The sequence below is a fragment of the Micrococcus sp. 63XJN7_8_ISO-PGPR-S23-253 genome, assembly GCF_056173425.1.
Genome location: NZ_CM149673.1, coordinates 793154 through 817660 on the forward strand (window position 1 = coordinate 793154; position 24507 = coordinate 817660).

Here is a 24507-nt window from a genome sequence, read left to right on the forward strand (position 1 = left end):
GGCCGGGTGACCACCCCGGACCGCGTGCACCTGGACCACGCCGCCACCACGACCGTGCGCCCCACCGCACTCGCGGCCCTGGCCGAGGCGGCCGCGCTGCCGGGCAACCCGGCCTCCCTCCACGCCTCGGGCCGCCGGGCCAAGCTGCGCCTCGAGGAGGCGCGGGAGCGCATCGCCGCGGCGCTCGGGGCGCACCCCACCGAGGTGATCCTCACGTCCGGGGGCACCGAGGCGGACAACCTCGCCGTCCAGGGGCTGTACCGGGCCCGCCGCGCGGCCGCGCCGGAGCGCACCCGGATCGTGCTGACCGGCATCGAGCACCACGCGGTCCTCGACGTGGTGGACTGGCTCGCCGCGCACGAGGGCGCCGAGCCGGTGCTCGTCCCGGTCGACGACGACGGGCGGGTCGACCTCGCCGCATGGGGGGCCGCGCTGGCGACCGCGCCCGAGCGGACCGCCCTGGCCACGCTGATGTGGGCCAACAACGAGATCGGCACGGTCCAGCCCGTGGCCGAGGCCGCCCGGCTCGCGGCCGACCACGGGGTCCCGATGCACACCGACGCCGTCCAGGCCCTCGGGGCGGTTCCCGTGGACTTCGCCGCGTCCGGGGCCGCGACCCTGGCCGTCTCGGGGCACAAGGTCGGCGCCCCCGTGGGTGTCGGCGCCCTGCTCGTACGCCGGGACGTCACGCTGGAGGCCGTGGTGCACGGCGGCGGCCAGGAACGCCGCCTGCGCTCGGGCACGGTCTCGGTGGCCCTGGCCGCCGCGCTCGCGGCCGCCGTGGCGGAGGCCGTCGCGGAGCAGCCCGCCGAGGCCGCCCGCCTGGGCGGGCTGCGGGACGAGGTGATCGCCGCCGTCGACGCCCTGGACGGGGTGCGCCTGACCGGGCCGCGGGACCTCGACCCGGCGACGGGGCAGCCGCTGCCGCCGGGGACGCGCCGACTGCCCGGCAACGTCCACATCACCGTGCCGGGCCGGACGGCGGACGCGCTGCTGTTCTCCTTCGACATGGCCGGGCTGGACACCTCGTCCGGGTCGGCGTGCACCGCCGGGGTGGCCGAGCCGTCGCACGTGGTCGCGGCCCTGCCGGGGCGGACGGAGGCCGACGCGCGGGCCACCCAGCGGTTCACCCTCGGCCGGACGACGACGCAGGCCGAGGCGGCCGCGCTCATCGACGCGCTGCGGACGCTGCTGGGGCCGGGCGTCTAGACTGGACCGCCCGTCCGCCGTCGAGAGAGGAGTCCGCCCGTGAAGGTCCTGGCCGCCATGTCCGGGGGAGTCGACTCCGCCGTCGCCGCGGCGCGTGCCGTGGACGCCGGGCACGACGTCGTCGGCGTCCACCTGGCCCTGTCTCGCATGCCCGGCACCCTGCGCACCGGCTCGCGCGGCTGCTGCACCATCGAGGACGCCTCGGACGCGTGGCGCGCGTGTGAGCGGCTCGGCATCCCCTTCTACACGTGGGACTTCTCCGAGCGGTTCGCGGAGGACGTCGTGGACGACTTCGTGGCCGAGTACGAGGCCGGCCGCACGCCCAACCCGTGCATGCGCTGCAACGAGCGCATCAAGTTCGCGGCGCTGCTCGAGCGTGCCCTCGAGCTGGGCTTCGACGCCGTCTGCACCGGCCACTACGCCGCCGTGCGGCCCGGTCCGGACGGCTCGCTGGAGCTGCACCGCGCCGCGGACGACGCGAAGGACCAGTCCTACGTGCTCGGCGTGCTGACCGCGGATCAGCTCGCCCACTGCCTCTTCCCGCTCGCGGACACGCCGTCCAAGGAGCTCGTGCGCGCCGAGGCGGCCGAGCGCGGCCTGTCCGTGGCGGCGAAGCCGGACTCCCACGACATCTGCTTCATCCCCGACGGCGACACCCGCGGCTGGCTGGCCGAGCGCATCGACCTGGCCCCCGGCCCCATCGTGGACGCGGAGGGACAGGAGCTCGGCACCCACGCGGGCGCCCAGGCGTTCACGGTCGGCCAGCGCAAGGGCCTGGCCATCGGCCGTCCCGCGCCCGACGGCAAGCCCCGGTTCGTGCTCGAGGTGCGGCCCAAGGAGAACACCGTGGTCGTCGGCGGGCGTGAGCTGCTCGACGTCGACCGCATCACCGGCATCCGACCGTCGTGGGCCGGCGCCCCGGTGCCCGAAGCCCGCACGGGTGCCTGGTTCGACTGTGCGCTGCAGTTCCGGGCCCACGGCGAGATCGTCGAGGCCCGCGCCCGCCAGCGCGCGGACGCGGCGGGGCATCCGGGGTGGGAGATCGAGCCTGTGCGCCCCCTGCGCGGCGTGGCTCCCGGTCAGACGGCCGTCCTGTACCGGGGCACCCGCGTGCTCGGCCAGGCCACCATCGACACCGCCCGCAATGCCCGGCTGTCCGCCCCCGCGGATGCGTAGGCTTCGGCCATGAGCCCGGACTACGACCCCCACGCCAGCTCACTGCCCGGCACCGCGGACCCGGCGGTCCTCGACGAGCTCTTCGCGATCCGCGGCAGCATCGACAACATCGACGCCTCGCTCGTCTACCTGCTGGCCGAGCGGTTCAAGTTCACGCAGCGGGTCGGTGCGCTGAAGGCCCGGCACGACCTGCCGCCCTCGGACCCCGGGCGTGAGGCCGCCCAGATCGCGCGGCTGCGCCGGCTCGCGCTCGAGGCCGACCTCGAGCCCGCGTTCGCCGAGAAGTTCCTGAACTTCATCATCGCCGAGGTCATCCGCCACCACCGCGCGCTGGCGGCCGAGGGCCGGCCGGACGCCGAGGCGGAGCCGGGGGCGCGCTCCGGGGACGCGGATGACTGAGGCCGCCCACGACGACGGCGCCACCGGCCCCGTCGCCCTCGGCGGCACGCCGTGGCGCGGCACCGACGTCGCCGAGGCGCAGCGCGTCACGCTCGGCGAGCTCGGCGCGGACCACTGGCCGGTGCTCCCCGAGCTGCCCGATCGCGGACCCGGCGCCGACGCCACCGGCCGCTCGGCCGCCCTTCTGCAGGAGCTGGCCGTCGACCTGCAGCCGCACGGCTGGCGGGTCAGCCCGCCCGGGGCCGCCGGCTCCGGCCGTGACCGACGCCGCGCCGTCTCCCTCTGGCGCGAGGACGCACACCGCTGGGCGGACACCGCGGGGGCCGAGGGTGCCGTCGTCGAACGTCTGGCCGTGCGGGTGCGCGGCCCGCTCAGCCTGCTCGCCGGCCTCTGGCTGCCCGGGGGAGAGCGCGTCCTCGGCGACCACGGCGCCCGTCGCGACGTCGCCGTGTCCTATCTCGAGGGACTGCAGGACGCCCTGCCCCGCCTCCGAAGGGCCACCGGGGCGGCCCGCCTCGGTGTCGTCGTCGACGAGCCGTGGGCGGCGGCCGTCCTCGCCGGGACCCTGCCCACCGCGAGCGGGTACCGCACCGTCCGGTCGCTGCCGCGCGAGGAGGCCAGCGGGCTGTGGCGCGCCGCCCTCGACGGGCTCACCGCCCTGCCCGACGTCGCCCGGGTGTGGCTCGCGCCGGGCCGCCGCGCCGGCTCCCCGGGGGCCGAGCTGCCCGGGCCCGCCGCGCTGGCGGCGTTGACGGGCGAGTCCCTGCCCAGGCCCGACGCAGCTGCGTACGCGCCCGCCCCGGCCCCGGTCTCGCTCGTGGTGGGCGTGGGCGCCCTCGACGACGGCGCGGACGGTTCGCCCGGCACCCGCGAGGCGTGGGAGACGGCGGCCGGCTGGGCCGACGTCGGGCGCGGGCTGACCCTGGCCCCCGAACCGGGCGTCGGCCCGGTCGAGGTCGTCCGCACGTGGGAACGGCTGGGGGTGGACCCCGGACGGGTGGGCGACGTCGGCCTCACGGCGGCGGGGCCGCACGACCCCACCGTGCTCCGCACTCTGCGGCGGGACGCGGAGGAGCTGGCCGCACGGCTCGCCGAGCTGCGCGGCTGAGCCGGCGCCCCGACGGACGCCGGCGACCTCCGGCGTCGTCGGCCGTGGACGGGCCCGTCCGGCGGGTATCATCGGGCTGATCCTGAAAATTTCCTGTGCCCGGGCCGGTCCCGCTCGCGGCGCCGGGGGGAGCGCTGACGAGGAGGTCAGGATGGGCAAGGCCAAGATCCTGGTGGTGGACGACGACGAGGCGCTGGCCGAGATGATCGGCATCGTCCTGCGCAATGACGGCTTCGAGCCGGCGTTCGCCGCGGACGGCACCTCCGCACTGCCCGCGTTCCACCGCGAGCGCCCCGATCTCGTGCTGCTGGACCTCATGCTCCCCGGCATCGACGGCATCGAGGTCTGCAGGCTCATCCGAGCCGAGTCGGACGTGCCGATCGTGATGCTCACGGCCAAGTCGGACACGGCGGACGTGGTGCGCGGCCTCGAGTCGGGTGCCGACGACTACGTGCCCAAGCCGTTCAAGCCGGCCGAGCTCGTGGCCCGCGTCCGGGCCCGCCTGCGTGAGGGGGAGGCCAAGCCGGCGGAGGTGCTGCACATCGGGGACCTCGAGATCGACGTGGCGGGTCACCAGGTCACCCGCGCCGGCGTCGGCATCGCCCTCACCCCGCTGGAGTTCGACCTCCTCGTGGCCCTCGCCCGTCGGCCGCGCCACGTCTTCACCCGCGAGATGCTGCTGGAGGAGGTCTGGGGCTACCGGCACCAGGCCGACACCCGGCTCGTGAACGTCCACGTCCAGCGCCTGCGCTCCAAGGTCGAGCCGGATCCCGAGAACCCGTGCGTCGTGCTGACCGTCCGCGGTGTCGGGTACAAGGCCGGCCAGGGCTGACCGCATGACCGTGTCCGGCCCGGGTGTGAGCGCGGCCCCGGCGGCCGAGGCCGGCGCCGAGCCGGTCGAGCCCGCCGCCGGCCGCCCACGGTCGTGGGTCCCCGGCCCCGCGTGGCGTGCGCTGCGCCGCCGGTGGCGCCGGTCCCTGCGGCTGCGCACGGCGGTGCTCGCGGCCCTGCTCTCGATCCTCGCGGGCCTCGTGGTCGCCGCGTTCCTGACGCAGCAGATCACCCAGGCCCTCTTCGAGGCCCGCTACGAGCAGGTCCAGGCCGAGGCCCGCCGTGGCCTGAGCCAGGTGCGCGAGACGTTCGCGCAGACCACCGCCACGGACGCGCAGAGCACGGACGTGCTGGTGACCCAGACCCTGCGTGCCCTCGAGGGGGACTCGGGCACCACGATCCGTCGCCGCTACCACCTCGCCCCGCTGCCGGACTCCGAGTCCGCGTACGTGGGGACGATCTCCTCCGCCGGGCTCGATCCCGCGGTGATCCCCCAGGAGCTGCAGGACGCGGTCGCCTCCGGGCCGGGCGTGTATGACGCGAGCGTGGCGCTGCCGGACCCCGGCGGTGGCACCCGACCCGGCCTCGTGTTCGGCGCCCAGGTGGTGCTGCCCCCGGGTGCCACCTACGGGCTCTACCTCGTCTACGACCTCTCGGACGTCCAGAGCTCGCTCGACTCGGTGCTGGGGGTGCTGCTGGTGTTCGGCGTCGGCTTCCTGGTGATCAACGTGCTGGTCTCGTGGTGGGTCTCGCGGCGGGTGACCCGGCCCGTGCAGCAGGCGGCCCGGGCGGCCGAGTCCCTCTCGAGCGGTAACCTGGCCGTGCGGATGCCGGTCGACGGTGAGGACGAGATGGCCCGCCTGAGCATGTCCTTCAACCGGATGGCGGACAGCATCCAGGACCAGATCGGCCAGCTCGCCCAGCTGTCCCAGATGCAGCAGCGGTTCGTCTCGGACGTCTCCCATGAGCTGCGCACGCCGCTGACGACCGTGCGGATGGCGGCCGACGTGCTGTACGGCTCGCGCGAGGACTTCGACCCGGTCAACCGACGCTCGACCGAGCTGCTCTACCACCAGGTGGACCGCTTCCAGGCCATGCTCGCGGACCTGCTGGAGATCACCCGGTTCGACGCCGGCGCCGCCACCCCGGCCCTCGAGGCCACGGACATGCTCGAGCTGGCCCGCGACGTCGTGCTCACCTCTCAGCCGCTGGCCGACCAGATCGGCGTGCCCGTGTACGTGGTGCCCATGGACCGGGACCGCGCCGACGGCCACGTCGCCTGGGTCGACCCGCGGCGGATCGAACGGATCCTGCGCAACCTGGTGAACAACGCGATCGAGCACGCCGAGGGCCGGCCGGTGGACGTGCTCGTGGCGGCCGACGAGGAGGCCGTCACGTTCGCCGTCGTGGATCACGGCATCGGCATGAGCCCCGAGCAGGTGCAGCGCGTGTTCGACCGGTTCTGGCGCGCCGACCCCGCACGCAAGCGCACCACCGGCGGGTCCGGACTGGGTCTGGCGATCGCCACCGAGGACACCCGGCTGCACGGCGGCCGGCTCGAGGCGTGGGGCGAGCTGGGGGAGGGATCCACCTTCATGGTGACCCTGCCGCGGGCGCCGCGCCCGGCCGTGCAGGGCGCGGAGGCCCCGGAACCGATCGGCCGCTCCGTGCTGCCCATTCCGCCCCGCTACAGCACGGCGGACCGCCGGTACGCCGATGACCTGTCCCGGCCCGTCCCGCAGGAGGCGGACGCCGACGCCGCCGGCGCGATCACGGACGTCGCCGCGGCGGCCGCGGCCGCCCCGCCGTCCGCGCGCCAGGCCGAGCAGGCCCTGACCGCGCCGACCCGGCCGGTGCGCGTGGTCCCTCCCGCCGACGGGTCGGCTGCCGGGGACCGGACCGGCGATAACGGGGCAGAGGAGGCCCGATGACCACCGTGGATCCGCAGCCGCCCCGCCCGCCGCGGGTCGCCGTCGTCGGCGTGATCGTCGCCCTGGTGCTCGCCCTCAGCGGCTGCACCCAGATCCCCCAGAGCTCCGAGGTGCGCAGCGCCGACCCGGTCGACGGGGCCACCGCGGCCGCCGACGCGCCGCAGTTCCATCCGCCGGGACCGGCCGAGTCGGACACAGCGGAGGAGGCCATCCGGGGCTTCCTGCTCGCGGGCACGAGCCCGCAGGACGACTACGCGGTGGCGCGCGAGTTCCTCGACGGGCCAGCGGCCACCCAGTGGACGCCCGGACAGCGCACTCTCGTGTACTCGGCGGAGCCGCGCATCACCCGGGGCGACGGCGCCGGGGACTACCAGATCCAGGTCGAGGTCGACTCGGAGATCGACGAGTACGGCCTGCGGACCATCGCGCCGCCGGGGACCACGCGGGCTTGGGCGGTCACGGTGCAGGAACGGCCGCAGGGCATGCGGATCACGTCCACGGAGAACGGCACGCTGCTCTCCCAGGCGCAGTTCGGACAGCTGTTCGCCCCGCACGAGCTCGCCTTCTACGACACCGCGAAGCGCTACGTCGTGCCGGACGTGCGGTGGTTCGTCAATCGGGGCACCACCGTGACCGCGGTGACGCGAGCGCTGCTGCGCGGGCCGGCACCGTATCTGGCCGGGGCGGTGGACACGGCCTTCCCGCTGCGCACCGGCACCGACCTGGCCGCGCCCACGGTGCCCGTCGACGACGACGGGGTGGCCCACGTCGACCTCACCCAGGCGGCTGCCGAGGGGGCCGACGCCGACCGGCGGCACCGCATGCGGGAGCAGCTGGAGCTGACCCTGACGGGCCTCCAGTCGGTCAAGGAGGTCGAGGTGACCGTCGCCGGCGCCCAGCTGTCCACGTCGGGAGACGACGGCCCCGCCCCGGTCCAGACCGACGCCGCCGTCGGCTCGGTCCAGGTGGGCATCGACACGGCGACGGGCGGACTCGTCTACGTGCAGGGGACCAGCGTCACGCCGGTGGGCGGCGCCCCGGACGTCACCGCGCTCGATCCGGTCCGCCCGACGATGTCCGGCGACCGCAGCCGCTTCGCGTTCGTCACCCGTGACCGGACGGCGGTCCACGTCGCCGGCACGGACGGCTCCCTGCGGGAGGTGCTGCGCGGCACCGGGCTCACCGTCCCGTCGCTGGACCTCCTGGGCTGGGTGTGGGCGGCCGACCGGGGGACGACCTCGCGGATCCGCGCCGTCTCGGCCCAGCCCGGCGGGCAGGAGCGCATCGTGACGGCCACGTGGCTGCGGCCCGGCGAGCGGATCGTCGACCTGCGGTTGTCCCGGAGCGGGGCCCGGGCCGCGATGCTCGTCGACGACGGCCAGCGGACCACTCTGCGCGTGTCCGGCGTCGTGCGCGGTTCGGACGGGGTGCCGAACGCCCTGACCGAGCCGATCCTGCTGCCCTCCTCCGGGTCGGAGGACTCGGTGGAGTGGGCCGGCGACACGAACCTGCTCGTCTCGGCGTACGCCGAGAAGCCGGACGAGCGCGTGGTGCCGCGGATCGTCTCGATCGACGGCACCGTCCGGGAGCTCAACCCGCTGGGCGGTCTGCGGGGGATCTCCGCCGGCGACGACGGCGCCTATTACGCGGAGACGGAGGAGTTCGTGTTCCTGCTGGTGGGCTCCTCGTGGCGGGCGCAGGAGCTCGACCGCGGGGTGCGCAACCTCTCGTTCCCGGACTGAGCCGGGCCCGCGCCGGGCGCCCGTCGTCCATTCCTGCACAGCCGCCCCGTCCCGCACAGCGGCCCGCCCCGGCGCCCGGACGGCGGTGGCGTGCGGTGGACTCATCGCATGCCTTCCCCGCCGTCCTCCCCGTCCCCGGCGTCGGCGTTCAGCGCCCTCGGTCGGGCCCTGGCCGACCTGGTCCTGCCCGCCGAGTGCGCGGTGTGCGCGGCGCCGGGCCACCGGCTCTGCCCGGCCTGCGCGGAGGGACTGACCGCCGCCCTGTCCCTGCCCTTCCGGGCGGAGCAGGACGCCCCGGCCCTGCCCTTGGGCCCCGGCGGCGCTCCCCTGCCGGTGATGGCGGCCGGTCGCTACGCAGAACCGCTGGCGGCCGCCGTGCTCGCGTTCAAGGACCATCACGCGCTGCACCTGCGCGGCGTGCTGGGCGAGGCCCTCTGCCGGACCGTCGCCGCGGCGCGCCTCGAGCCGGACCTGCCCGGGGCACCGCACGCCCTGCTCGTCCCGGTCCCGGGCGGCGCGGTCGGATTCCGACGGCGCGGCTACGACCCGCTCGTCGAGCTCACCCGGGCGCTGCCGGCGCCGTGGCTGGTCTCCGACGCCGTCCGCGCTCGGCTGCTGCCCCGCGCGAGCACGCTCCGGGGTGGCGGCCCGTCCCATGCGGGCGCCGGGGCGGGCCAGCGCCGCCGGCGGGCCCGGGACTGGCGCGTCGTCGCCGGACGGCTGCCGGCCGGCGCGCCCGTCCTGCTCGTGGACGACGTCCTCACCACCGGCGCCACCCTCGCCGCGCTCGCGGAGGCGGTGCGCCGCGCCGGCGGGCACCCTGTCGGGGCCGTCGTGCTCGCGGCCGTGGCCCCGCCGCGGGATCCCGCCGAGCCTGGCCCCCGGCCAGGCCCCCGGGTAGGGTGAACGGCACGGAATCGCCCCTACGGTTCCCGTTCTGCCGACGGCTGGAAGGAGGTCGCCCCCTCGGACCCGCCGCCGCCCTGCGGACGCGACACCGAGGCGCACCTCCCCTCCCGAGGCCGGACCCGTGAGAGTCGGACCAGGAGGACGCCATGACCATGGATGTCAGCTACATCGCCCGCAACCTCAGGCTCCCGGAGAGCTTCCGCGACCACGTCGTCGAGCGCACCGAGCGCCTCCAGCCGCTCGCCGAGGGCGCCGACACGCTCGAGGTCCGCGTGACGAAGGCCTCCCACCACAAGCACTCGGACGAGACGGTCCGCGTGGAACTGACGGTCCGCGGCCCGCGGGACGTCGTGCGGGCTGAGGCCGACGCGGACGACAAGCTGGCAGCCTTCGACCAGGCCGCCACCCGACTGACCGAGCGCTTGCGGCGCATGCGCGACCGCCGCAAGGACCGCCGCCACGGCAAGCTCGGCGCCTCCCGCGGTGCGGGCGAGGTCGGATTCGTGCCGCCGCTGCCGCCGTCGGGTGCCGCGCTGGCCGCGGAGGAGGCCGCCGAGCAGGACGCCCCCGAGGTGGGCACCCCGGTGCGCATCCGCCAGAAGGCGTTCCCCGCGACCCCCATGAGCGTGGACGAGGCCGTGGACGCGATGGAGCTGGTGGGTCATGACTTCTTCCTCTTCCAGAACGCCGAGACCGGCGTGCCCTCCGTGGTCTACCGCCGCCGGGGCTGGAGCTACGGAGTGATCCGCCTGGACGAGTCCCTCCCGCAGGATCACGTCTCCGCCTCCGAGGGGGAGCGGGCCTACCAGGCGCGGGAGGACTGACCGCCCCGCCGACGTCGACCACGACCTGCTGACGCCGCGGCGCCCTTCCCCTCCGGGACGGGCGCCGCGGCCCGTCCGGACTCGGCCCGTACACTGTCCCGGAGACCGCGCCACGGCCGAGCGCGAGGGGCACCCCGTCCCGCCCCGGCCACACCGCAAGGGAGCAGAGAACCAGTGCCTTCGATCATCGACCGCGTCCTGAAGATCTCGGACAATCGCGTCCTCAAGCGCATGCAGGCCACGGTGGACGCCGTGAACCTCCTCGAGGACGACTTCCGGGCGCTCAGCGACGCGGAGCTGCGCGCCGAGACGGACGCGCTCCGAGCCCGGCATGCGGACGGCGAGTCGTTGGACCTGCTCCTGCCGGAGGCGTTCGCCGCGGTCCGGGAGGCCGCGGGACGCACGCTCGGCCAGCGGCACTACGACGTCCAGCTGCTCGGCGGCATCGCGCTGCACCAGGGCAACATCGCGGAGATGAAGACCGGCGAGGGCAAGACCCTCGTGGCCACCGCTCCGGCCTACCTCAACGCGCTGTCCGGCAGGGGCGTGCACGTGGTGACGGTCAACGACTTCCTCGCCTCGTACCAGGCCGACCTCATGGGCCGCGTGTTCCGCTTCCTCGGCATGCAGACGGGCGTCATCGTGGCGGGCCAGACCCCGGCCGTACGGCGCGAGCAGTACGCCGCGGACATCACCTACGGCACGAACAACGAGTTCGGCTTCGACTTCCTCCGGGACAACATGGCCTGGTCCCTCGACGAGCTCGTGCAGCGTGAACACCACTACGCGATCGTCGACGAGGTGGACTCGATCCTCATCGACGAGGCCCGCACCCCGCTGATCATCTCCGGCCCCGCCCAGGGCGAGGCCAACCGGTGGTACGGCGAGTTCGCCCGGCTGGTGCGCCGACTCGAGGCGGACACGGACTACGAGGTGGACCACAAGAAGCGCACCGTCGGCATCCTCGGTCCCGGCATCGAGAAGGTCGAGGACCACCTCGGCATCACGAACCTGTACGAGACGCAGAACACCACGCTCATCCAGTTCCTGAACAACGCGGTCAAGGCCAAGGAGCTGTTCAAGCGGGACAAGGACTACGTGGTCCTCGACGGCGAGGTGCAGATCGTCGACGAGCACACGGGCCGCGTGCTCAAGGGACGCCGCTACAACGAGGGGCTCCACCAGGCCATCGAGGCCAAGGAGGGCGTCGAGGTCAAGCCCGAGAACCAGACGCTGGCCACGGTGACCCTGCAGAACTACTTCCGCGGCTACGAGAAGCTCGCCGGCATGACGGGCACCGCCGAGACGGAGGCCGCCGAGTTCACGTCCACCTACGGCCTCGGCGTCGTCGTGATCCCGCCGAACCGGGAGCGGCAGCGCGTGGACCGCAACGACGTGGTGTACAAGAACGAGAAGGTCAAGTTCGACGCCGTCGTCGACGACATCGCCGAGCGGCACGCGAAGGGCCAGCCGGTCCTGGTGGGCACCACCTCGGTGGAGAAGTCCGAGTACCTCTCCACGCTGCTGGCCAAGCGCGGCGTCCGCCATGAGGTCCTGAACGCGAAGAACCACGCGCGCGAGGCCGCCATCGTGGCGCAGGCCGGCCGCCCGGGCGCCGTCACCGTGGCCACCAACATGGCCGGCCGCGGCACCGACATCATGCTCGGCGGCAACGCCGAGTTCACGGCGGTGGCCCGCATGCAGGAGCTGGGCCTCGACGCCGCCGAGGACCCGGAGGCGTACGAGGCCCGCTGGCCCGAGGTGCTGGCGCAGGCCGAGGCCGCCGTGGAGGACGCGCACCGCGCGGTCATCGAGGCCGGCGGCCTGTACGTGGTGGGCACCGAGCGCCACGACTCGCGCCGTATCGACAACCAGCTGCGCGGTCGTTCCGGCCGTCAGGGCGACCCGGGCGAGTCCCGGTTCTACCTCTCCCTCACGGACGAGCTCATGCGCAACTTCAACCCGGGTGTGGCCCAGCGGATCATGAACAGCCCGTCGATCCCGGACGACATGGCGCTCGAGTTCGGCTTCGTCTCGAAGGCGATCCAGAACGCGCAGGCGCAGGTCGAGGGGCGCAACGCCGAGCAGCGCAAGAACGTGCTCAAGTACGACGACGTGATGAACCGCCAGCGCGAGGCCATCTACACGGACCGCCGTTCGATCCTCGAGGGGGAGGACCTGCAGGACCGGGTGCGCCGCTTCGTGGAGGACGCCGTCGGGAACATCGTGGACGCGGCCACCGAGGAGGGCCAGGCCACCGACTGGGACCTCGACCAGCTGTGGCGGGACCTGGCAGAGCTCTACCCCGTGGGCATCTCGCAAGAGGACGTCCTCGACGAGGTCGGCGGCCGGGGCCGGCTCAAGGCCGAGGTCCTCAAGCGCGAACTCGTTTCCGATGCGCTCCTGGCGTACGAGGACCGGGAGGCGCAGGTGGGATCTGAGGCGCTGCGGGAGGCGGAGCGTCGCGTGGTGCTCGCCACCATCGGGCGCCGCTGGCAGGAGCATCTCTACGAGATGGACTACCTCAAGGAGGGCATCGGGCTGCGCGCGATGGCCCAGCGCGAGCCCCTCGTGGAGTACCAGCGCGAGGGCTACACGATGTTCCAGAACATGCTCGCCGCCATCCGCGAGGACGCCGTGCGCACGCTGTTCCAGGCGCAGATCAGTGCGGCCCCCGCGCCGACGTCGCTGCCCGGCGTCCAGGACGCCCGCGCCGTGACGATGGCCCCGCAGATCTCGGTGGAGGGCATCGACGCCCCGCAGCGCCCGGCGCAGCTGCGTTTCACCGGTCCGTCCGAGGACGGGCAGAGTGCGGTCACCCGCAGTGGCACGGACTCCGGCGCCACGGTCGCGGCGGGCACGAACCGCCGCTCCCGCCGTCAGGCGGAGCGCCGCGGCCGCCGCGGCTGACCGGCATCCCGCGACGACGCAGGACGAGGGCCCGCAGACCTCCTGGTCTCCGGGCCCTCGATCGTCAGTCCGACGGGACGATCCGGCTCAGCCGATCTCGACCGACGTCACCTTCCACCGGCTGAGCCGCCGCTCGAGTCGGAGTGCGAAGGCCCGGGCCCGGCCCTCCCACAGCACCGTCGCACTGGCCTCCACCCGGCCGGGTGCGACCTCGCACACGCGGGCGCCCACCGGGCGGGGTGCGGACGCGGACGCCCGGGGCGGGACGGCCGCGGCGGGTCGTCGACCGGGCCCGGTCGGCGCGACGGCGCCCAGCAGCTCCATGCGACGGGTCAACTTGTCCAGGACCTCGGGCGAGAGCCAGGCGGAGAGGTCCCGCAGGGCACGGCGGCCCGTCTCGACCTCGACGCAGGCGACGGCGATCACGGCGGCGAGCGAGCGGACGCGGCGCAGCTCCTCGCGCCCCTGTTCGGTGCGGGCGCGCCGGGCGATCTCCTCCCCGCGGGGCAGGACCGCGGGGCTGTGGGCGGGCCCGTGGAGGAGGGTGTCGGCGGTGCGCCGGGCGGAAGCGGTGCGGGGGCGGGTGGCGAGGGCGGTCATGGCGGTCTCCTGAGGACGAGGCGAAGCGGGGGAGTGCAGGGTCGTGGATGTCATGGCCGTGGTCCGTCCACGCCGGCGTGCGGGGCGAACACGGGAGAGGTCAGCACGGTGCCGGGCAGCAGCAGGTGCGGGTCGTCGCCGATCACTCGCCGGTTGGCCTCGTACCAGCGGCGCCACCGGGCGTCGATCTCTCGGGGGGTCGCGTCCGGGCCGAGCTCGGCGGCGGCGAGGTGCCACAGGCAGTCGCCGCGCCGGACGGTGACGGTGGGGTGGTCCGGATCTGCGCGGCCGGTGCCGGCACCCGGCGGGGCCGGCGCCGGGGGCCGGGGCGTCCACGCGGCGTCCGGCGCCGGGGCCTCGACGCCGGTGGCGTGCGCGGGGGACGCGGCCACGGTCCAGGAGGCGTCCGGCACGGGACGAGCCGTGTCCGCCCACGCGGCCGGCGCCGCGAGCAGCTGGGCACCGACGACGGCGCCGGCCACGCGTCCGAGCAGGGCGGGAGTGAGGCTCCGGCCCAGGCGGGCCCAGGCCGGCCGACCCGCACGGCGCCCCAGCGCGAGAAGCGCCAGCCCGAGCAGGCCCACCGCCCACCACGCGAGCAGTCCGAGCCCCGCGAGACCGGCACCGAGGCCCAGCACGCGGGTCAGTTCCGCCGCCGGCGCGCTGGGGTCCGTCTGCAGCAGCGCCGCGGCACAGGCGAGCAGGCCGGGTCCGGCCAGAAGCAGGACGGTGAGGCCGACGGCGTCCGCCGCGTCGACCGGCCGGGTCGGGGCCGGGCCGGCCGGTGATGTCGTGCGCTCCATGGATTCCCCTCCTGTGCGTTCGTCCGGCCGGGATCCCGCGATCAGGCCGGTGATGATGACCACAGTGAACTGCACGGCCCGATGGGTGTCAAGAGTGATGTTTGATGATGTTTGACGATGCCCGGCACGGCTGCTGAGCCTCCTATGCTGAGCGCATGCGGTGGAACGGACTCTTCGACGACCTGGAGGCGCACTGGGTCGACCTCGGATGGCAGGAGACGGTGGCCGAGGCCGCGGAGCTGACCCGAGCGGAGTGGATGGCGCTGTCCCTGGCGGACCGCCTGCGCGGAGCCCGCGGGCGGCAGGTCCGGCTCCACCTGGCCTGGGGCGAGGCCGTGGACGGAGTGGTGCACACGGTGGGCCAGGGCTGGGTCGGCGTGCACGTCGACGGCTCGGGATCGGCGATCGTCGCGGTGGACTGCGTGGCGGCCGTGGAGGCCGACCTGACCCGGGCCGCTCTCGCGCCCGAGCTCGCTGCGGCCGGCTGGGGGACGGTGCTGCGCGGCATCGCGCGGACGCGCCAGCCGGTGGCAGTGACGGGGCGCCTCGGCGCGGCACTGGCGGAGGGCACCGTGGACCGGGTCGGCGGCGATCACCTCGACATCGCCCGCCACCCGCGGGATGAGGCCCGGCGGGCCGCGGCCGTCCGCGGGCGGCTCGTCATCCCGTTCGGGGCGCTGGGGACGGTCCGGACCGCGCTGCGTCCTGCCTGAGCAGATCGTGTGGGCTCAGCGGGCCTTCGCGTCCGCCTCGGTCCATTCCCGGACGCGGGCGCGAGTCACTTCCTTCTGACGCTCCACGTAGTCCTCGAGCCAGGACACCTCGATGCGCCACTGGCCGCGGCCCCCGACCTGGATGGCCTGCAGCTCACCCGAGCGGACCAGGGCGCGGGCGGCCTGACCGGAGATGTTCAGGGTCTCCGCGACATCGGTCAGGGTGAGAAAGCGCTGCACGGTGCTCCTTCGGTCGAGGCGTCCAGGACGGTCGCGGTCGGCCCACGACGTCGACCCATTCAACCCCGGGATCACCCCGAGGCGACACTTTTCCACAGCGTACGCGGCGGATCCGGCGATCCACGGCAGCGGCGGTTACCCTGGGCGCAGCGCGGAGGGGCCGACACCGACGGGGTGCCGGGGCCGCGGCGGCCCGAGAGGCCGGTCCGAAGGGAAGAACATCCGGTGTCCACGACCATGTCCGCGTCCGCCGAGGGCGGCCGTCTGCGCCGGCCCCGCTGGCGGGATCCCCGGCTCCTCGTCGGTCTCGTGCTCGTCCTCGCCTCGATCGCCGGCGTCGTGGCGCTGGTCGCCTCCTCGCAGCGGACCGCCGCGTACTGGACGGCCGCGGAGGACCTGCCCCCGGGAACGCCCATCGCGGCCGGGGACCTGCGGCCCGTGGAGGTGAACCTCAGCGAGGCCGGCGAGCGGTACCTCAGCGCCGATGCTCCGGCGCCCGAGGGGCGGATGGTCTCCGGGACGGTCCGGGCCGGCGAGCTGCTGCCGGCGGCGGCACTGGTGGACGCGGACCCGGACGGCCGTCGTCCCGTCGGGGTGGCCCTGGACGAGCCGCTGCCGTCCGGCGTGGGCGTGGGGGACCGCGTGGACGTCTGGGTGGCCATGCCCGCCGAGGGAGGCCGCGGCCATGCGGACCCGGCCCGGCTGGCCGAGGCGCTCGAGATCTCCGAGGTCACGGCGGAGCAGAGTGGCTTCGGCGGCTCGGGCACCACCCGGGTGCAGCTGCTGGCACCGGAGGAGACCCTGCCGCGCATCGTGGACGCGAAGGTCAAGGACGCGCGGGTCACCCTCGTGCCGGCCCACGGGGTGCGCTGACCGTGCGCATCGCCCTGGCCACCACCGTCCAGCCGGGCCTGGACCACATCGGCCCGCTCGAGCGGCACCAGACGGACATCACGGTCCTCCGCCGGGCCGAGGACCTCGCCGAGCTGCTCGCGATCGCCCGCTCCGGTCTCGTGGACGCGGTCCTCGTGGCCGGGGACACCGAGTCCCTCACCGCCGCCTTCCTCGAGGAGACGGCCCGGCTGCCCCGACCCGTGGGCGTGGCGGCCCTCAGCGAGGTCCGTGCCGAGCGGCGTCGCCTCCGCGGCATGGGGGTGCCCTGCGTGCGCGCCGACGCCGACGCCGAGCAGATCGCGGCCGTCGTCGTGGAGTCCGCGAGCGCGGCCGCGGAGGGCCGCCGGCCCGCGACCTCGCACGGGGAGGACGCCGACCACGCCCTGGATCAGGCCGAGGACCTCGACGACCTGCCGATCACCCTGGAGACGCTCGGCGCGGACGAGGTGCCCGGCCTCACGGACCCCTGGCGCGACGCCGACGAGCCCGACGACGCCGGGCCGGGTGCCGCCCCCGCCGCGGCCACGCCCGGCGGCGGCCCCGCCACCGCGGACGAGGGAGCCGACCCCGCACCCTCTCCGGAGGAGGGCGAACCGGCCGGACCCGCGCGGGAGTCCCTGGTGACCGTGGTGTGGGGCCCCACCGGCGCTCCGGGACGCACCACCGTCGCCGTGAACCTCGCCGCCGAGCACGCCGTGGCCGGCCGGAACACGCTGCTGATCGACCTGGACACGTACGGCCCCGCCGTCGGTGTGCACCTGGGGCTGACGGAGGAGTCGGCCGGCGTGGCGCGGGCCGTGCGGCGGGCCGACCACGGCCGGCTGGGCGCCGCCGACCTGGCGGCCGCGGGCGTCCGCGTCCGCGTCGCCGGCGCGGACCTGACGGTTCTGACGGGACTCACCCGTGTGGACCGGTGGCCGGAGCTGCGCCCCGCCGCCGTCACCGCGCTGATCGCGGCCGCCAGGGAACGGTGGGACCGCGTGGTCGTCGACGTCGGGTTCGGTCTCGAACAGGACGAGGAACTGTCCTTCGACGTGCCCGCCCCACAGCGCAACGGTGCGACCCGGGCGGCGCTCGCCGCGGCCGACGAGGTCATCGCGGTCGGAGGGCCGGACGCCGTCGCGCTGCCCCGCCTGGTCCGCGGGGTCGAGGAACTGGCGGAGGTGGCCCCGGCGGCACGGCTGCGCGTCGTTGTCAACCGGCTCCGGCCCGCGGCCGCCGGCGTCGCCCCGCGCGCGCAGGTCGAGGCCGTCTGGAACCGCTACGCCTCGCCCGCCACGCCGCTGGAGGCGTTCCTGCCGTGGGACCCGGCCGCCGCGGACCCCGCGCTGCTCGCCGGCCAGGTGCTCGCCGAGGCCGCTCCGAACAGCCCGCTGCGTCGCGCCCTCGCCACGCTGGCCGGTGTCCCCGCCCGCCCCGCCCGCCGCGGACGGCACCGCGCCCGGCCCCCGCAGGCCATCGCCGCCGCGTCCTCCGACACCGTCCGCGACGCCACGGACACGAGCCGCCCGGCACGTCGCCGTACCCTGATCCCATGGTCAGTTCGCTCGCGCAGGACCCCCTGACGTCGCACCCGGACATCCGGGACGAGGACCGCGCCTGGCTGCAGCGGCTCGTGGGGGACTGGCAGCTTGTGGCAGACCTGGCGCTCGCGGACCTCGTGCTCTGGTGCCCCGTGCCCCGCCGCGACGAGGCCGGAGGATTCGTCGCGCTCGCCCAGGTCCGGCCCTTCACCGCTCCCACCCTCTTCCACCGCGACATCGTGGGCTCGCGCGCCCGCGCGGACCTGCGGGCCGTCGTCGGACAGACGTGGCACGGCGGGGAGCGGGCCGAGGGGGCCGGCCCCGTCGAGGCCCCGGGAGGCACGCTGCAGGTGCGTCTGTGGCCGGTGGTCCGCGCCGGGAGGGTCATCGCGGTCGTCTCCGCGCACGCGGACCCGAACGGCCGGCCGGCGCGCTCGGTGATCGAGGAGAACTACAGCCGGACGGCCGGCACCCTGCTGGACATGATGCAGCACGGCCGCTGGCCGGCGCCCGAGGAGCCCCCCGGCCTCTGGGCAGGCGGCACGCCGCGGGTGGGGGACGGCCTCGTCGTGCTCGGGCCGGACTCGGTCGCCGAGTTCACCAGTCCCAACGCGGTCTCCGCCCTGCGCCGGCTGGGCATCGCCTCAACCCTCGAGGGGCACCGGCTCACCGACGTCCTGGCCAGCACCGACGCCGCTCGCGTGCCCACCGACGAGGGGACGTGGGCCGTGCTCACCGGGCTGCGTGCCGGACGTCGGGAGGTGCAGTCCGGCGGGGTGTCGCTGACGGTGCGCTCCGTCCCCCTCCTCGGTCCGGACGGCTGGCAGGGGGCGCTGCTGCTGCTGCGCGACGTGACCGAGCTGCGCCGCCAGGAGCAGCGTCTGCTCACCAAGGACGCGACCATCCGCGAGATCCACCACCGCGTCAAGAACAACCTGCAGACCGTGGGATCGCTGCTGCGCATGCAGGCGCGGCGCACATCCTCGCCCGAGGCGGAGCGTGCGCTGCGTCAGGCGATGCAGCGCGTGGACACGATCGCCCTCGTCCACCAGACGCTGAGCGAGGAGATCGAGGACCAGGTCCCCGTGGACGGTCTGCTGCAGCGGCAGTTCCGCCTGGCCGTCGAGGTGGCCGGGGACGGGAGGCCGCTGCAGGTCGCGGTCACGGGTGAGTTCGGTGAACTGCCCTCCCACGTGACCACGCCGCTGGCGCTGGTGCTCAATGAGCTGGCGGCCAACGCCGTCGAGCACGGCACGGCGCCGGGCGGTGGCTGCGTGGGCCTGCACGCCGACCGCGAGTCGACCCCCGCAGGAACGGTGCTGGTCGTGTCCGTGACGGACAGCGGCCCTGCCGCCCCCGACGGATGGGTGCCGGGGGAGTCCCCCCGCGCGGGCGAGGGATCGGGGCTCGGTCTGCGCATCGTGCACTCGCTCGTGGAGGGGGACCTGCGCGGCACCCTGCGCTGGGAGCGGTCCGACGACGGCGGCACGCGCGTCGTGCTGCGACTGCCCCTGACGTGAACCCGGCCGGGCTTGAGGACGGCCCCGTCGACGAGGTCGACGGGGCCGGTGGTCCGGGTGGGTCAGGAGGCGCGGCGGGCGCGCGCGGCGCGGCGCTTCATGGCGCGCCGCTCGTCCTCGCTCATGCCGCCCCAGACGCCCGAGTCCTGGCCGGACTCCATGGCCCACTTCAGGCACGTGTCCACGACCTCACACGAGCGGCACACCGCCTTCGCCTCCTCGATCTGCAGGAGGGCGGGGCCGGTGTTGCCCACGGGGAAGAACAGCTCCGGGTCCTTGTCCAGGCACGCTGCTTTACTGCGCCAATCCATCGGTCCGCTCACTTTCTGTCGGAAGAGCCGGAGCCCGCGGGCGCCGGTGGTCACGGCCTCCGCCGGCGGCGGGCGCGGGGGCCTGCGCGGACGACGCGCGGCACGACCGATACGGAGGGCGACCCTGGTCATTGCAACGGGGACCGCCTTCGTACGAACGCGGCCCCCGGAAATCTTTCGCGTGCCATCCTCGCACGGCCCTCACGAGTGAACAAGAGGTGAATGAGGTGCATCACCGCGCTGCACTGCGAGTCCTTCGTCACACCATGCCCTGACCGAGGCGCCGTCGCGGACGTGGTCCGCGCGCCGCCCGGCGTACCGTGGGGGACACGTCCGTCCCCGCAGCCGTCCCGCAGGAGAGGCCCCATGGCACAGTCCCGCCGCCCCGACCCCGTCGCCCCGTCCGAGTCGGCGGGCGCCGACGCGACGACGCTCCCGCCCCGCCGCGGACGGGGCCTGCCGGTGGCCGTCCTCGTGGTCGCCGCGGCGCTCGTGCTCGAGGGGGGCGCGCTCCTCTGGCTCGCCGTGGACGCGGTGGTGCATGCGGCGGACGGGGTGCTCCCGGCCGGGGCCCGCGTGATGCTGATCGTCATCTACGCGCTGCTCGCCCTGTGGATCCTCGCGACCGCCGTCGCCCTGCTGCGCGGTCGGGCGTGGAGCCGCGGCGCCGCCGTCGCGATCCAGCTCTTCGGTGTGCTCCTGTCCTCGTGGCTCTTCAGCGTGGACGCCGCTGCTCTGGGTGGGCCGCTGCTCGCGGTCTCCGGTGTCGCGCTGCTCACCCTCTTCACGACGCCGGTCACCCGGCATCTCGCCCCCGCCCCGGAGACGTCGACGGACGCCTGAGCCCGGCTCCGACGACGACGGCGCGTCCCCGGTCGGGGGCGCGCCGTCGTCGTCGGGGGCGTGGTTCAGTTCACCGGGCCGGTGAACTTCTCGCCGGGGCCCTTGCCCGGGGCGTCCGGGAACGGGGAGGCCTCGCGGAACGCCAGCTGCAGCGAGCGCAGGCCGTCGCGCAGCGGGCCGGCGTGCTGGCTGCCGATCTCGGGCGCCGCGGCCGTGACCAGCCCGGCGAGGGCGGTGATGAGCTTGCGGGCCTCGTCGAGATCCATGAGCTCGCGGGCGTCGGGGGAGTCGGCCAGGCCGCATTTGACGGCGGCGGCGGTCATCACATGCACGGCGGTGGTCGTGATGACCTCGACGGCGGGGACCTCGTGGATGTCGCGGATCTCGGCGGGGGCGTCCATGGGGGTGGCGTCCTGGGCCTGACGTTCGTCTGTCATGGTGGTAAGCTTCCCACAGACCACTCGTGGTCCGCGCACGTCCTCGTCATCCGGTGACCCCGGGGCGGGCATGCACGGGCCAGGAGCAGCAAAGTGGAGGCCTCTCTCCCACCCGCGTCAGCAGGATGTCCGGTTCGCCCCGGACCGAGTTGCCGGGTCGCCGGTCGGGACCGCCGCTTCGTGGCGCGCAGCCCGCACCGCGGGTCCCGTCTGCGGGACCGTGTCGAGGCCTCCGTCTGCGTCCGCGCAGGGGAGGCCTTCCTCGTTTCCGAGGGCCCCTCCGGTGGGCGCGGGATCACCCGTCGTCTCGCACAGAGGAGCAGCACCATCAGCGATCCCCGCATCAACGAGCGTATCCGCGTTCCGGAAGTCCGCCTGGTCGGCCCGAACGGCGAACAGGTCGGCATCGTCCGCGTCGAGGACGCCCTCCGGCTCGCCGCCGAGGCGGACCTGGATCTCGTGGAGGTGGCCCCCACGGCCAAGCCTCCGGTGTGCAAGCTGATGGATTTCGGCAAGTACAAGTACGAGGCTGCGGTGAAGGCCCGTGAGTCGCGCAAGAACCAGGTGAACACGGTCCTCAAGGAGGTCCGCTTCCGCCTGAAGATCGACAAGCACGACTATGAGACCAAGACCGGCCACGCCAAGAAGTTCCTGAGCCAGGGCGACAAGGTCAAGGCCATCATCCAGTTCCGCGGCCGTGAGCAGCAGCGTCCCGAACTCGGCATCAAGCTGCTGCAGCAGTTCGCCGAGGACGTCGCCGAGCTGGGCACCGTCGAGTCGCAGCCGCGCCAGGACGGCCGCAACATGGTGATGGTGGTCGCCCCGCTGCGCACCAAGGCCGATGCGCGCGCGGACCAGCGCAAGAACTCGACCGAGAGCCATCGCGAGCGTCAGGGCGGCGGTTCGCGTCGCGACCAGGCCGCCCGAGAGGCCAAGGAGCGCGCCGCGCAGAAGGCGGCGTCCGATTCCGCCCCGGTGCGGAATTCGATCGGGGACGCGTTCCCCGAGCAGCTGAAGGCCATGGCCGCCCGGACGCAGGAGAACGCCTCCGCGGCCCCGGCCGAGACGAAGCAGGCGCCGAAGACCCCGGCCCCGGCTGCGAAGCCGGCCACCAGGGCCACGCCCGCATCGGCCCCGAAGCCGGCCGCGACGCCGAAGCCGCGGTCCTCGGCTGCGCCGGCCGCGACACCGAAGCCGCGGTCCGCCGCCACGCCGGCCGCGCCGTCGTCGGCTCCGAAGCCGGCGGCCAAGCCGATGCCGGCCCCGCCCAAGCCCGCCGCCCCCCGCGGCGGTGCCCCCAAGCCCGGTCCTCGGGCCTGACCCCCCGGGGTCGCCACAGACCAGCCCGGTCCGCACGGACCGGGGTGACCAGCACTGCCGTGCGCGCCGCGCACGGCAGCGATGAGTGAAGGAGAACGGCAGCCATGCCGAAGATGAAGACCCACAGCGGTGCCAAGAAGCGCTTCCGCGTGACCGGCTCCGGCAAGATCATGCGCCAGCAGGCGAACCGCCGCCACTACCTGGAGCACAAGTCCTCGCGCCTGACCCGCCGTCTCAAGGGCGACCAGCTCGTCTCCAAGGGCAGCATCAAGCAGATCAAGCGGATGCTCGGCATCTGACACCCCCTCCGGCCTCGCCGGAACCCCTTCCTCCTCGGCCGTGACGCGCCAGTGCGCGCCCCGGGGACCACACAGATTGGAGTACGCACGTGGCACGTGTGAAGCGGGCAGTGAACGCCCACAAGAAGCGTCGGACCATGCTGGAGCGCGCCTCCGGCTACCGCGGCCAGCGGTCTCGCCTGTACCGCAAGGCGAAGGAGCAGATGCTCCACTCGTTCACCTACAACTACCAGCACCGCCACAAGCGCAAGGGTGACTTCCGTCGCCTGTGGATCACCCGCATCAACGCGGCCGCCCGCGCCAACGGCATGACCTACAACCGCTTCATGCAGGGTCTCAAGCTGGCCGGTGTCGAGGTGGACCGCCGCATGCTGGCCGAGATCGCCGTCTCCGACGCCGCGACCTTCGCCGTGCTGGTGAAGACCGCCCGCGAGGCGCTGCCCGCGGACGTGAACGCCCCCGCCGCCTCCCGCTGAGCCGGCTCCGGGGCCCTGAGGGCCCCACCACCACGCCCCAGGCGTGAGCACCACCGCCGACGGGGCGGGTCCTCCACCGAGGCCCGCCCCGTCGGCGTCTGCGCACCCGCAGCCGAGCCCCGACCAGAAAGACCCCATGACCCCGCACGCCGAGCCGATGACCCATCCCCGCGCCGAGCGCGTGCGCGCGGTGGCAGCCCTGGCGGGCCGTTCCGCCCGACGCCGGACGGGCACGTTCCTCGTCGAGGGGCCGCAGGCCTGCCGCGAGGCGTTGCGCGCCCACCTGGGGGAGGGGCCGGCGGCCGCCGCGGGGCAGTGGCGTGCGGGGCAGGTGCTGGCCCAGGTGTACGTGTCCGTCGGTCTCGTGGACCGGGACCCCGCGCTGGCCGAGCTCGTGGCGCGCGTCCGAGACCGCCCGACGCCGGGTGGTGAGCGGGTCCTGGTGCGCGAGGCCAGCGACGAGGTGCTCACCGCCATGGCCGACGCCGTGACGGGGCAGGACATCGTCGCCGTGGCGCGGATGCCGCAGCCGCAGACCGTCGAAGCGGTCCTCGAGGAGGCGCGCCTGGCCGCCGTGCTGTGCCGCGTGCAGGACCCGGGGAACGCCGGCACGGTCATCCGGGCCGCGGACGCGGCCGGGGCGGACGCGGTGGTCCTCACGCCGGGCTCCGTCGACCCGTTCAACCCCAAGGTGGTCCGGTCTACCGCAGGGTCGCTGTTCCACCTGCCCGTGGTCACCGCGGTCCCCGCAGAGGCGGCCGCGGCCGCAGCCCGGGCCGCAGGCCTGCAGGTGTGGGCCGCCGACGGCTACGGCGCGGACCGGCTCGACGCCCTCGCCCCCGGCCTGGTCGCCGCGCCGACCGCGTGGCTGTTCGGCAACGAGGCCCAGGGCCTGGACGACGGCGAGCTCGCGTTGGCGGACCGCCGGGTGGCGGTGCCGCTGTACGGGGCCGCGGAGTCCCTGAATGTGGGGACCGCCGCCACGGTGTGCCTGTACTCGTCCGCGATGGCGGGGGCACGGCGCGCCGGCTGATGGGGCGTGCGAGGCGTCGCCAGCCGTCCGGACACGCAGAAGGGGCGGGGATCCGAGTGGATCCCCGCCCCTTCTGCGTGTTCCCGGGTGGAACCCGGGCCGCTCAGCTCACTCAGGCGCGGGTGCCGGTGCGGCGAGTGATGGCCTGCCACACGGCGGCGACGATAACGCCGCCGATGATCGCGAAGATCCAGGTGCCCAGATCGAAGAACTTCTCGTTCACGTCGAAGTTGAACAGCAGGGAGGCGATCCAGCCGCCGAGGAGAGCACCGACGATGCCGGTGAGGAGGGCGCCGAGCCACCCGCCGCCCTGACGTCCGGGGAGGATGGCGCGAGCGATGGCGCCGGCGATGAGACCAAGCACGATCCAGCCAATGATGCCCATGATGATGGTTCCTTTCGGGTTGCGAATCTGACGTACGAGAAGGAACGTAGCAAGGGATTTTCGCCGGGGGC

At 74.8% G+C, this 24507-nt stretch carries 25 protein-coding genes; 19 read left to right on the forward strand and 6 right to left on the reverse strand.

What is annotated here, in order from left to right; all coding sequences use genetic code 11:
• The first annotated feature begins 6 nt into the window (after positions 1-6).
• From AC0VX4_RS03755 to secA, 10 genes are all read left to right on the forward strand, one after another.
• Complete coding sequence (locus AC0VX4_RS03755) at positions 7-1209, forward strand: cysteine desulfurase family protein (RefSeq protein ID WP_475464606.1); 1203 nt, start codon at positions 7-9, stop codon at positions 1207-1209.
• A gap of 39 nt (positions 1210-1248) precedes the next feature.
• Entirely contained in the window at positions 1249-2385 is a 1137-nt protein-coding gene (gene mnmA, locus AC0VX4_RS03760; RefSeq protein ID WP_041105223.1) for a tRNA 2-thiouridine(34) synthase MnmA, read from the forward strand.
• Positions 2386-2394: 9 nt separating this feature from the next.
• Positions 2395-2784 (forward strand): chorismate mutase, encoded by a 390-nt coding sequence (locus tag AC0VX4_RS03765; RefSeq protein WP_475464607.1) that lies wholly within the window; start codon positions 2395-2397, stop codon positions 2782-2784.
• Positions 2777-3892, forward strand: coding sequence for a hypothetical protein (locus AC0VX4_RS03770; protein WP_475464608.1), 1116 nt, complete (start codon positions 2777-2779; stop codon positions 3890-3892). Before AC0VX4_RS03765 ends, AC0VX4_RS03770 begins: the two co-directional genes overlap by 8 nt.
• A 151-nt stretch (positions 3893-4043) precedes the next feature.
• Positions 4044-4724 carry an MtrAB system response regulator MtrA gene (gene mtrA, locus AC0VX4_RS03775; RefSeq protein WP_049158902.1) on the forward strand — a complete coding sequence of 227 codons (681 nt, stop codon included), beginning with the start codon at positions 4044-4046 and terminating at the stop codon, positions 4722-4724.
• 4 nt (positions 4725-4728) lie between these two features.
• Positions 4729-6654 carry an MtrAB system histidine kinase MtrB gene (mtrB, locus tag AC0VX4_RS03780; RefSeq protein ID WP_002854874.1) on the forward strand — a complete coding sequence of 642 codons (1926 nt, stop codon included), beginning with the start codon at positions 4729-4731 and terminating at the stop codon, positions 6652-6654.
• Complete coding sequence (locus tag AC0VX4_RS03785; RefSeq protein ID WP_475464609.1) at positions 6651-8396, forward strand: LpqB family beta-propeller domain-containing protein; 1746 nt, start codon at positions 6651-6653, stop codon at positions 8394-8396. The genes mtrB and AC0VX4_RS03785 overlap by 4 nt, the downstream gene beginning before the upstream one ends.
• A 108-nt stretch (positions 8397-8504) precedes the next feature.
• Positions 8505-9302 carry a ComF family protein gene (locus tag AC0VX4_RS03790; protein ID WP_363739247.1) on the forward strand — a complete coding sequence of 266 codons (798 nt, stop codon included), beginning with the start codon at positions 8505-8507 and terminating at the stop codon, positions 9300-9302.
• Positions 9303-9451: 149 nt separating this feature from the next.
• The gene (gene hpf, locus AC0VX4_RS03795) at positions 9452-10129 is read left to right on the forward strand and encodes a ribosome hibernation-promoting factor, HPF/YfiA family (RefSeq protein ID WP_002854870.1); all 678 of its coding nucleotides are present in this window, start codon (positions 9452-9454) and stop codon (positions 10127-10129) included.
• A 174-nt stretch (positions 10130-10303) separates the two neighbouring features.
• On the forward strand, positions 10304-13039 hold the full coding sequence (secA, locus tag AC0VX4_RS03800) for a preprotein translocase subunit SecA (protein ID WP_145032872.1): 2736 nt from the start codon (positions 10304-10306) through the stop codon (positions 13037-13039).
• Positions 13040-13126: 87 nt separating this feature from the next.
• Here the strand turns inward: secA and AC0VX4_RS03805 are convergent, their stop codons facing one another.
• Together AC0VX4_RS03805 and AC0VX4_RS03810 are read right to left on the reverse strand one after the other, a co-directional pair.
• On the reverse strand, positions 13127-13639 hold the full coding sequence (locus tag AC0VX4_RS03805; RefSeq protein WP_036334342.1) for an Rv3235 family protein: 513 nt from the start codon (positions 13637-13639) through the stop codon (positions 13127-13129).
• Positions 13640-13689: 50 nt separating this feature from the next.
• On the reverse strand, positions 13690-14442 hold the full coding sequence (locus AC0VX4_RS03810; protein ID WP_002854864.1) for a LysM peptidoglycan-binding domain-containing protein: 753 nt from the start codon (positions 14440-14442) through the stop codon (positions 13690-13692).
• A 155-nt stretch (positions 14443-14597) separates the two neighbouring features.
• Here AC0VX4_RS03810 and AC0VX4_RS03815 point away from each other — a divergent pair, with 155 nt between their 5' ends.
• Complete coding sequence (locus tag AC0VX4_RS03815) at positions 14598-15155, forward strand: hypothetical protein (RefSeq protein WP_049159968.1); 558 nt, start codon at positions 14598-14600, stop codon at positions 15153-15155.
• Between the two features lie 15 nt (positions 15156-15170).
• On the opposite strand, the gene AC0VX4_RS03820 is transcribed toward AC0VX4_RS03815, so the two are convergent.
• Positions 15171-15395 (reverse strand): helix-turn-helix domain-containing protein, encoded by a 225-nt coding sequence (locus tag AC0VX4_RS03820; protein WP_002854861.1) that lies wholly within the window; start codon positions 15393-15395, stop codon positions 15171-15173.
• Positions 15396-15620: 225 nt separating this feature from the next.
• Here AC0VX4_RS03820 and AC0VX4_RS03825 point away from each other — a divergent pair, with 225 nt between their 5' ends.
• The 3 genes from AC0VX4_RS03825 to AC0VX4_RS03835 are packed head-to-tail and all read left to right on the forward strand — an operon-like array spanning position 15621 to position 19332.
• Positions 15621-16268 (forward strand): SAF domain-containing protein, encoded by a 648-nt coding sequence (locus AC0VX4_RS03825; protein WP_002854857.1) that lies wholly within the window; start codon positions 15621-15623, stop codon positions 16266-16268.
• 2 nt (positions 16269-16270) lie between these two features.
• The gene (locus AC0VX4_RS03830; RefSeq protein WP_475464610.1) at positions 16271-17854 is read left to right on the forward strand and encodes an ATPase; all 1584 of its coding nucleotides are present in this window, start codon (positions 16271-16273) and stop codon (positions 17852-17854) included.
• A complete protein-coding gene (locus AC0VX4_RS03835) occupies positions 17824-19332 on the forward strand; it encodes a sensor histidine kinase (protein WP_144824859.1) in 1509 nt (502 codons plus the stop codon). The genes AC0VX4_RS03830 and AC0VX4_RS03835 overlap by 31 nt, the downstream gene beginning before the upstream one ends.
• 62 nt (positions 19333-19394) lie before the next feature.
• On the opposite strand, the gene AC0VX4_RS03840 is transcribed toward AC0VX4_RS03835, so the two are convergent.
• Positions 19395-19643, reverse strand: a complete 249-nt coding sequence (locus AC0VX4_RS03840) for a WhiB family transcriptional regulator (RefSeq protein WP_002854852.1) — start codon at positions 19641-19643, stop codon at positions 19395-19397.
• A 366-nt stretch (positions 19644-20009) separates the two neighbouring features.
• Here AC0VX4_RS03840 and AC0VX4_RS03845 point away from each other — a divergent pair, with 366 nt between their 5' ends.
• Positions 20010-20486, forward strand: a complete 477-nt coding sequence (locus tag AC0VX4_RS03845) for a hypothetical protein (RefSeq protein WP_065573425.1) — start codon at positions 20010-20012, stop codon at positions 20484-20486.
• Between the two features lie 65 nt (positions 20487-20551).
• Here the strand turns inward: AC0VX4_RS03845 and AC0VX4_RS03850 are convergent, their stop codons facing one another.
• A complete protein-coding gene (locus tag AC0VX4_RS03850; protein ID WP_049158429.1) occupies positions 20552-20923 on the reverse strand; it encodes a DUF1844 domain-containing protein in 372 nt (123 codons plus the stop codon).
• Positions 20924-21103: 180 nt separating this feature from the next.
• On the opposite strand from AC0VX4_RS03850, the gene infC reads away from it, so the two are divergent.
• The 4 genes from infC (at position 21104) to AC0VX4_RS03870 (ending at position 24051) form a co-directional block, all read left to right on the forward strand.
• Entirely contained in the window at positions 21104-22243 is a 1140-nt protein-coding gene (gene infC / locus AC0VX4_RS03855) for a translation initiation factor IF-3 (RefSeq protein WP_239668437.1), read from the forward strand.
• A 104-nt stretch (positions 22244-22347) separates the two neighbouring features.
• Complete coding sequence (gene rpmI / locus AC0VX4_RS03860) at positions 22348-22542, forward strand: 50S ribosomal protein L35 (protein WP_002853699.1); 195 nt, start codon at positions 22348-22350, stop codon at positions 22540-22542.
• Positions 22543-22631: 89 nt separating this feature from the next.
• Complete coding sequence (gene rplT / locus AC0VX4_RS03865; RefSeq protein ID WP_002853696.1) at positions 22632-23018, forward strand: 50S ribosomal protein L20; 387 nt, start codon at positions 22632-22634, stop codon at positions 23016-23018.
• Between the two features lie 136 nt (positions 23019-23154).
• Complete coding sequence (locus AC0VX4_RS03870; protein WP_060775405.1) at positions 23155-24051, forward strand: TrmH family RNA methyltransferase; 897 nt, start codon at positions 23155-23157, stop codon at positions 24049-24051.
• 112 nt (positions 24052-24163) lie between these two features.
• Here AC0VX4_RS03870 and AC0VX4_RS03875 read toward each other — a convergent pair whose 3' ends face one another.
• Complete coding sequence (locus tag AC0VX4_RS03875) at positions 24164-24436, reverse strand: GlsB/YeaQ/YmgE family stress response membrane protein (RefSeq protein ID WP_012750963.1); 273 nt, start codon at positions 24434-24436, stop codon at positions 24164-24166.
• Between the last annotated feature and the right edge of the window lie 71 nt (positions 24437-24507).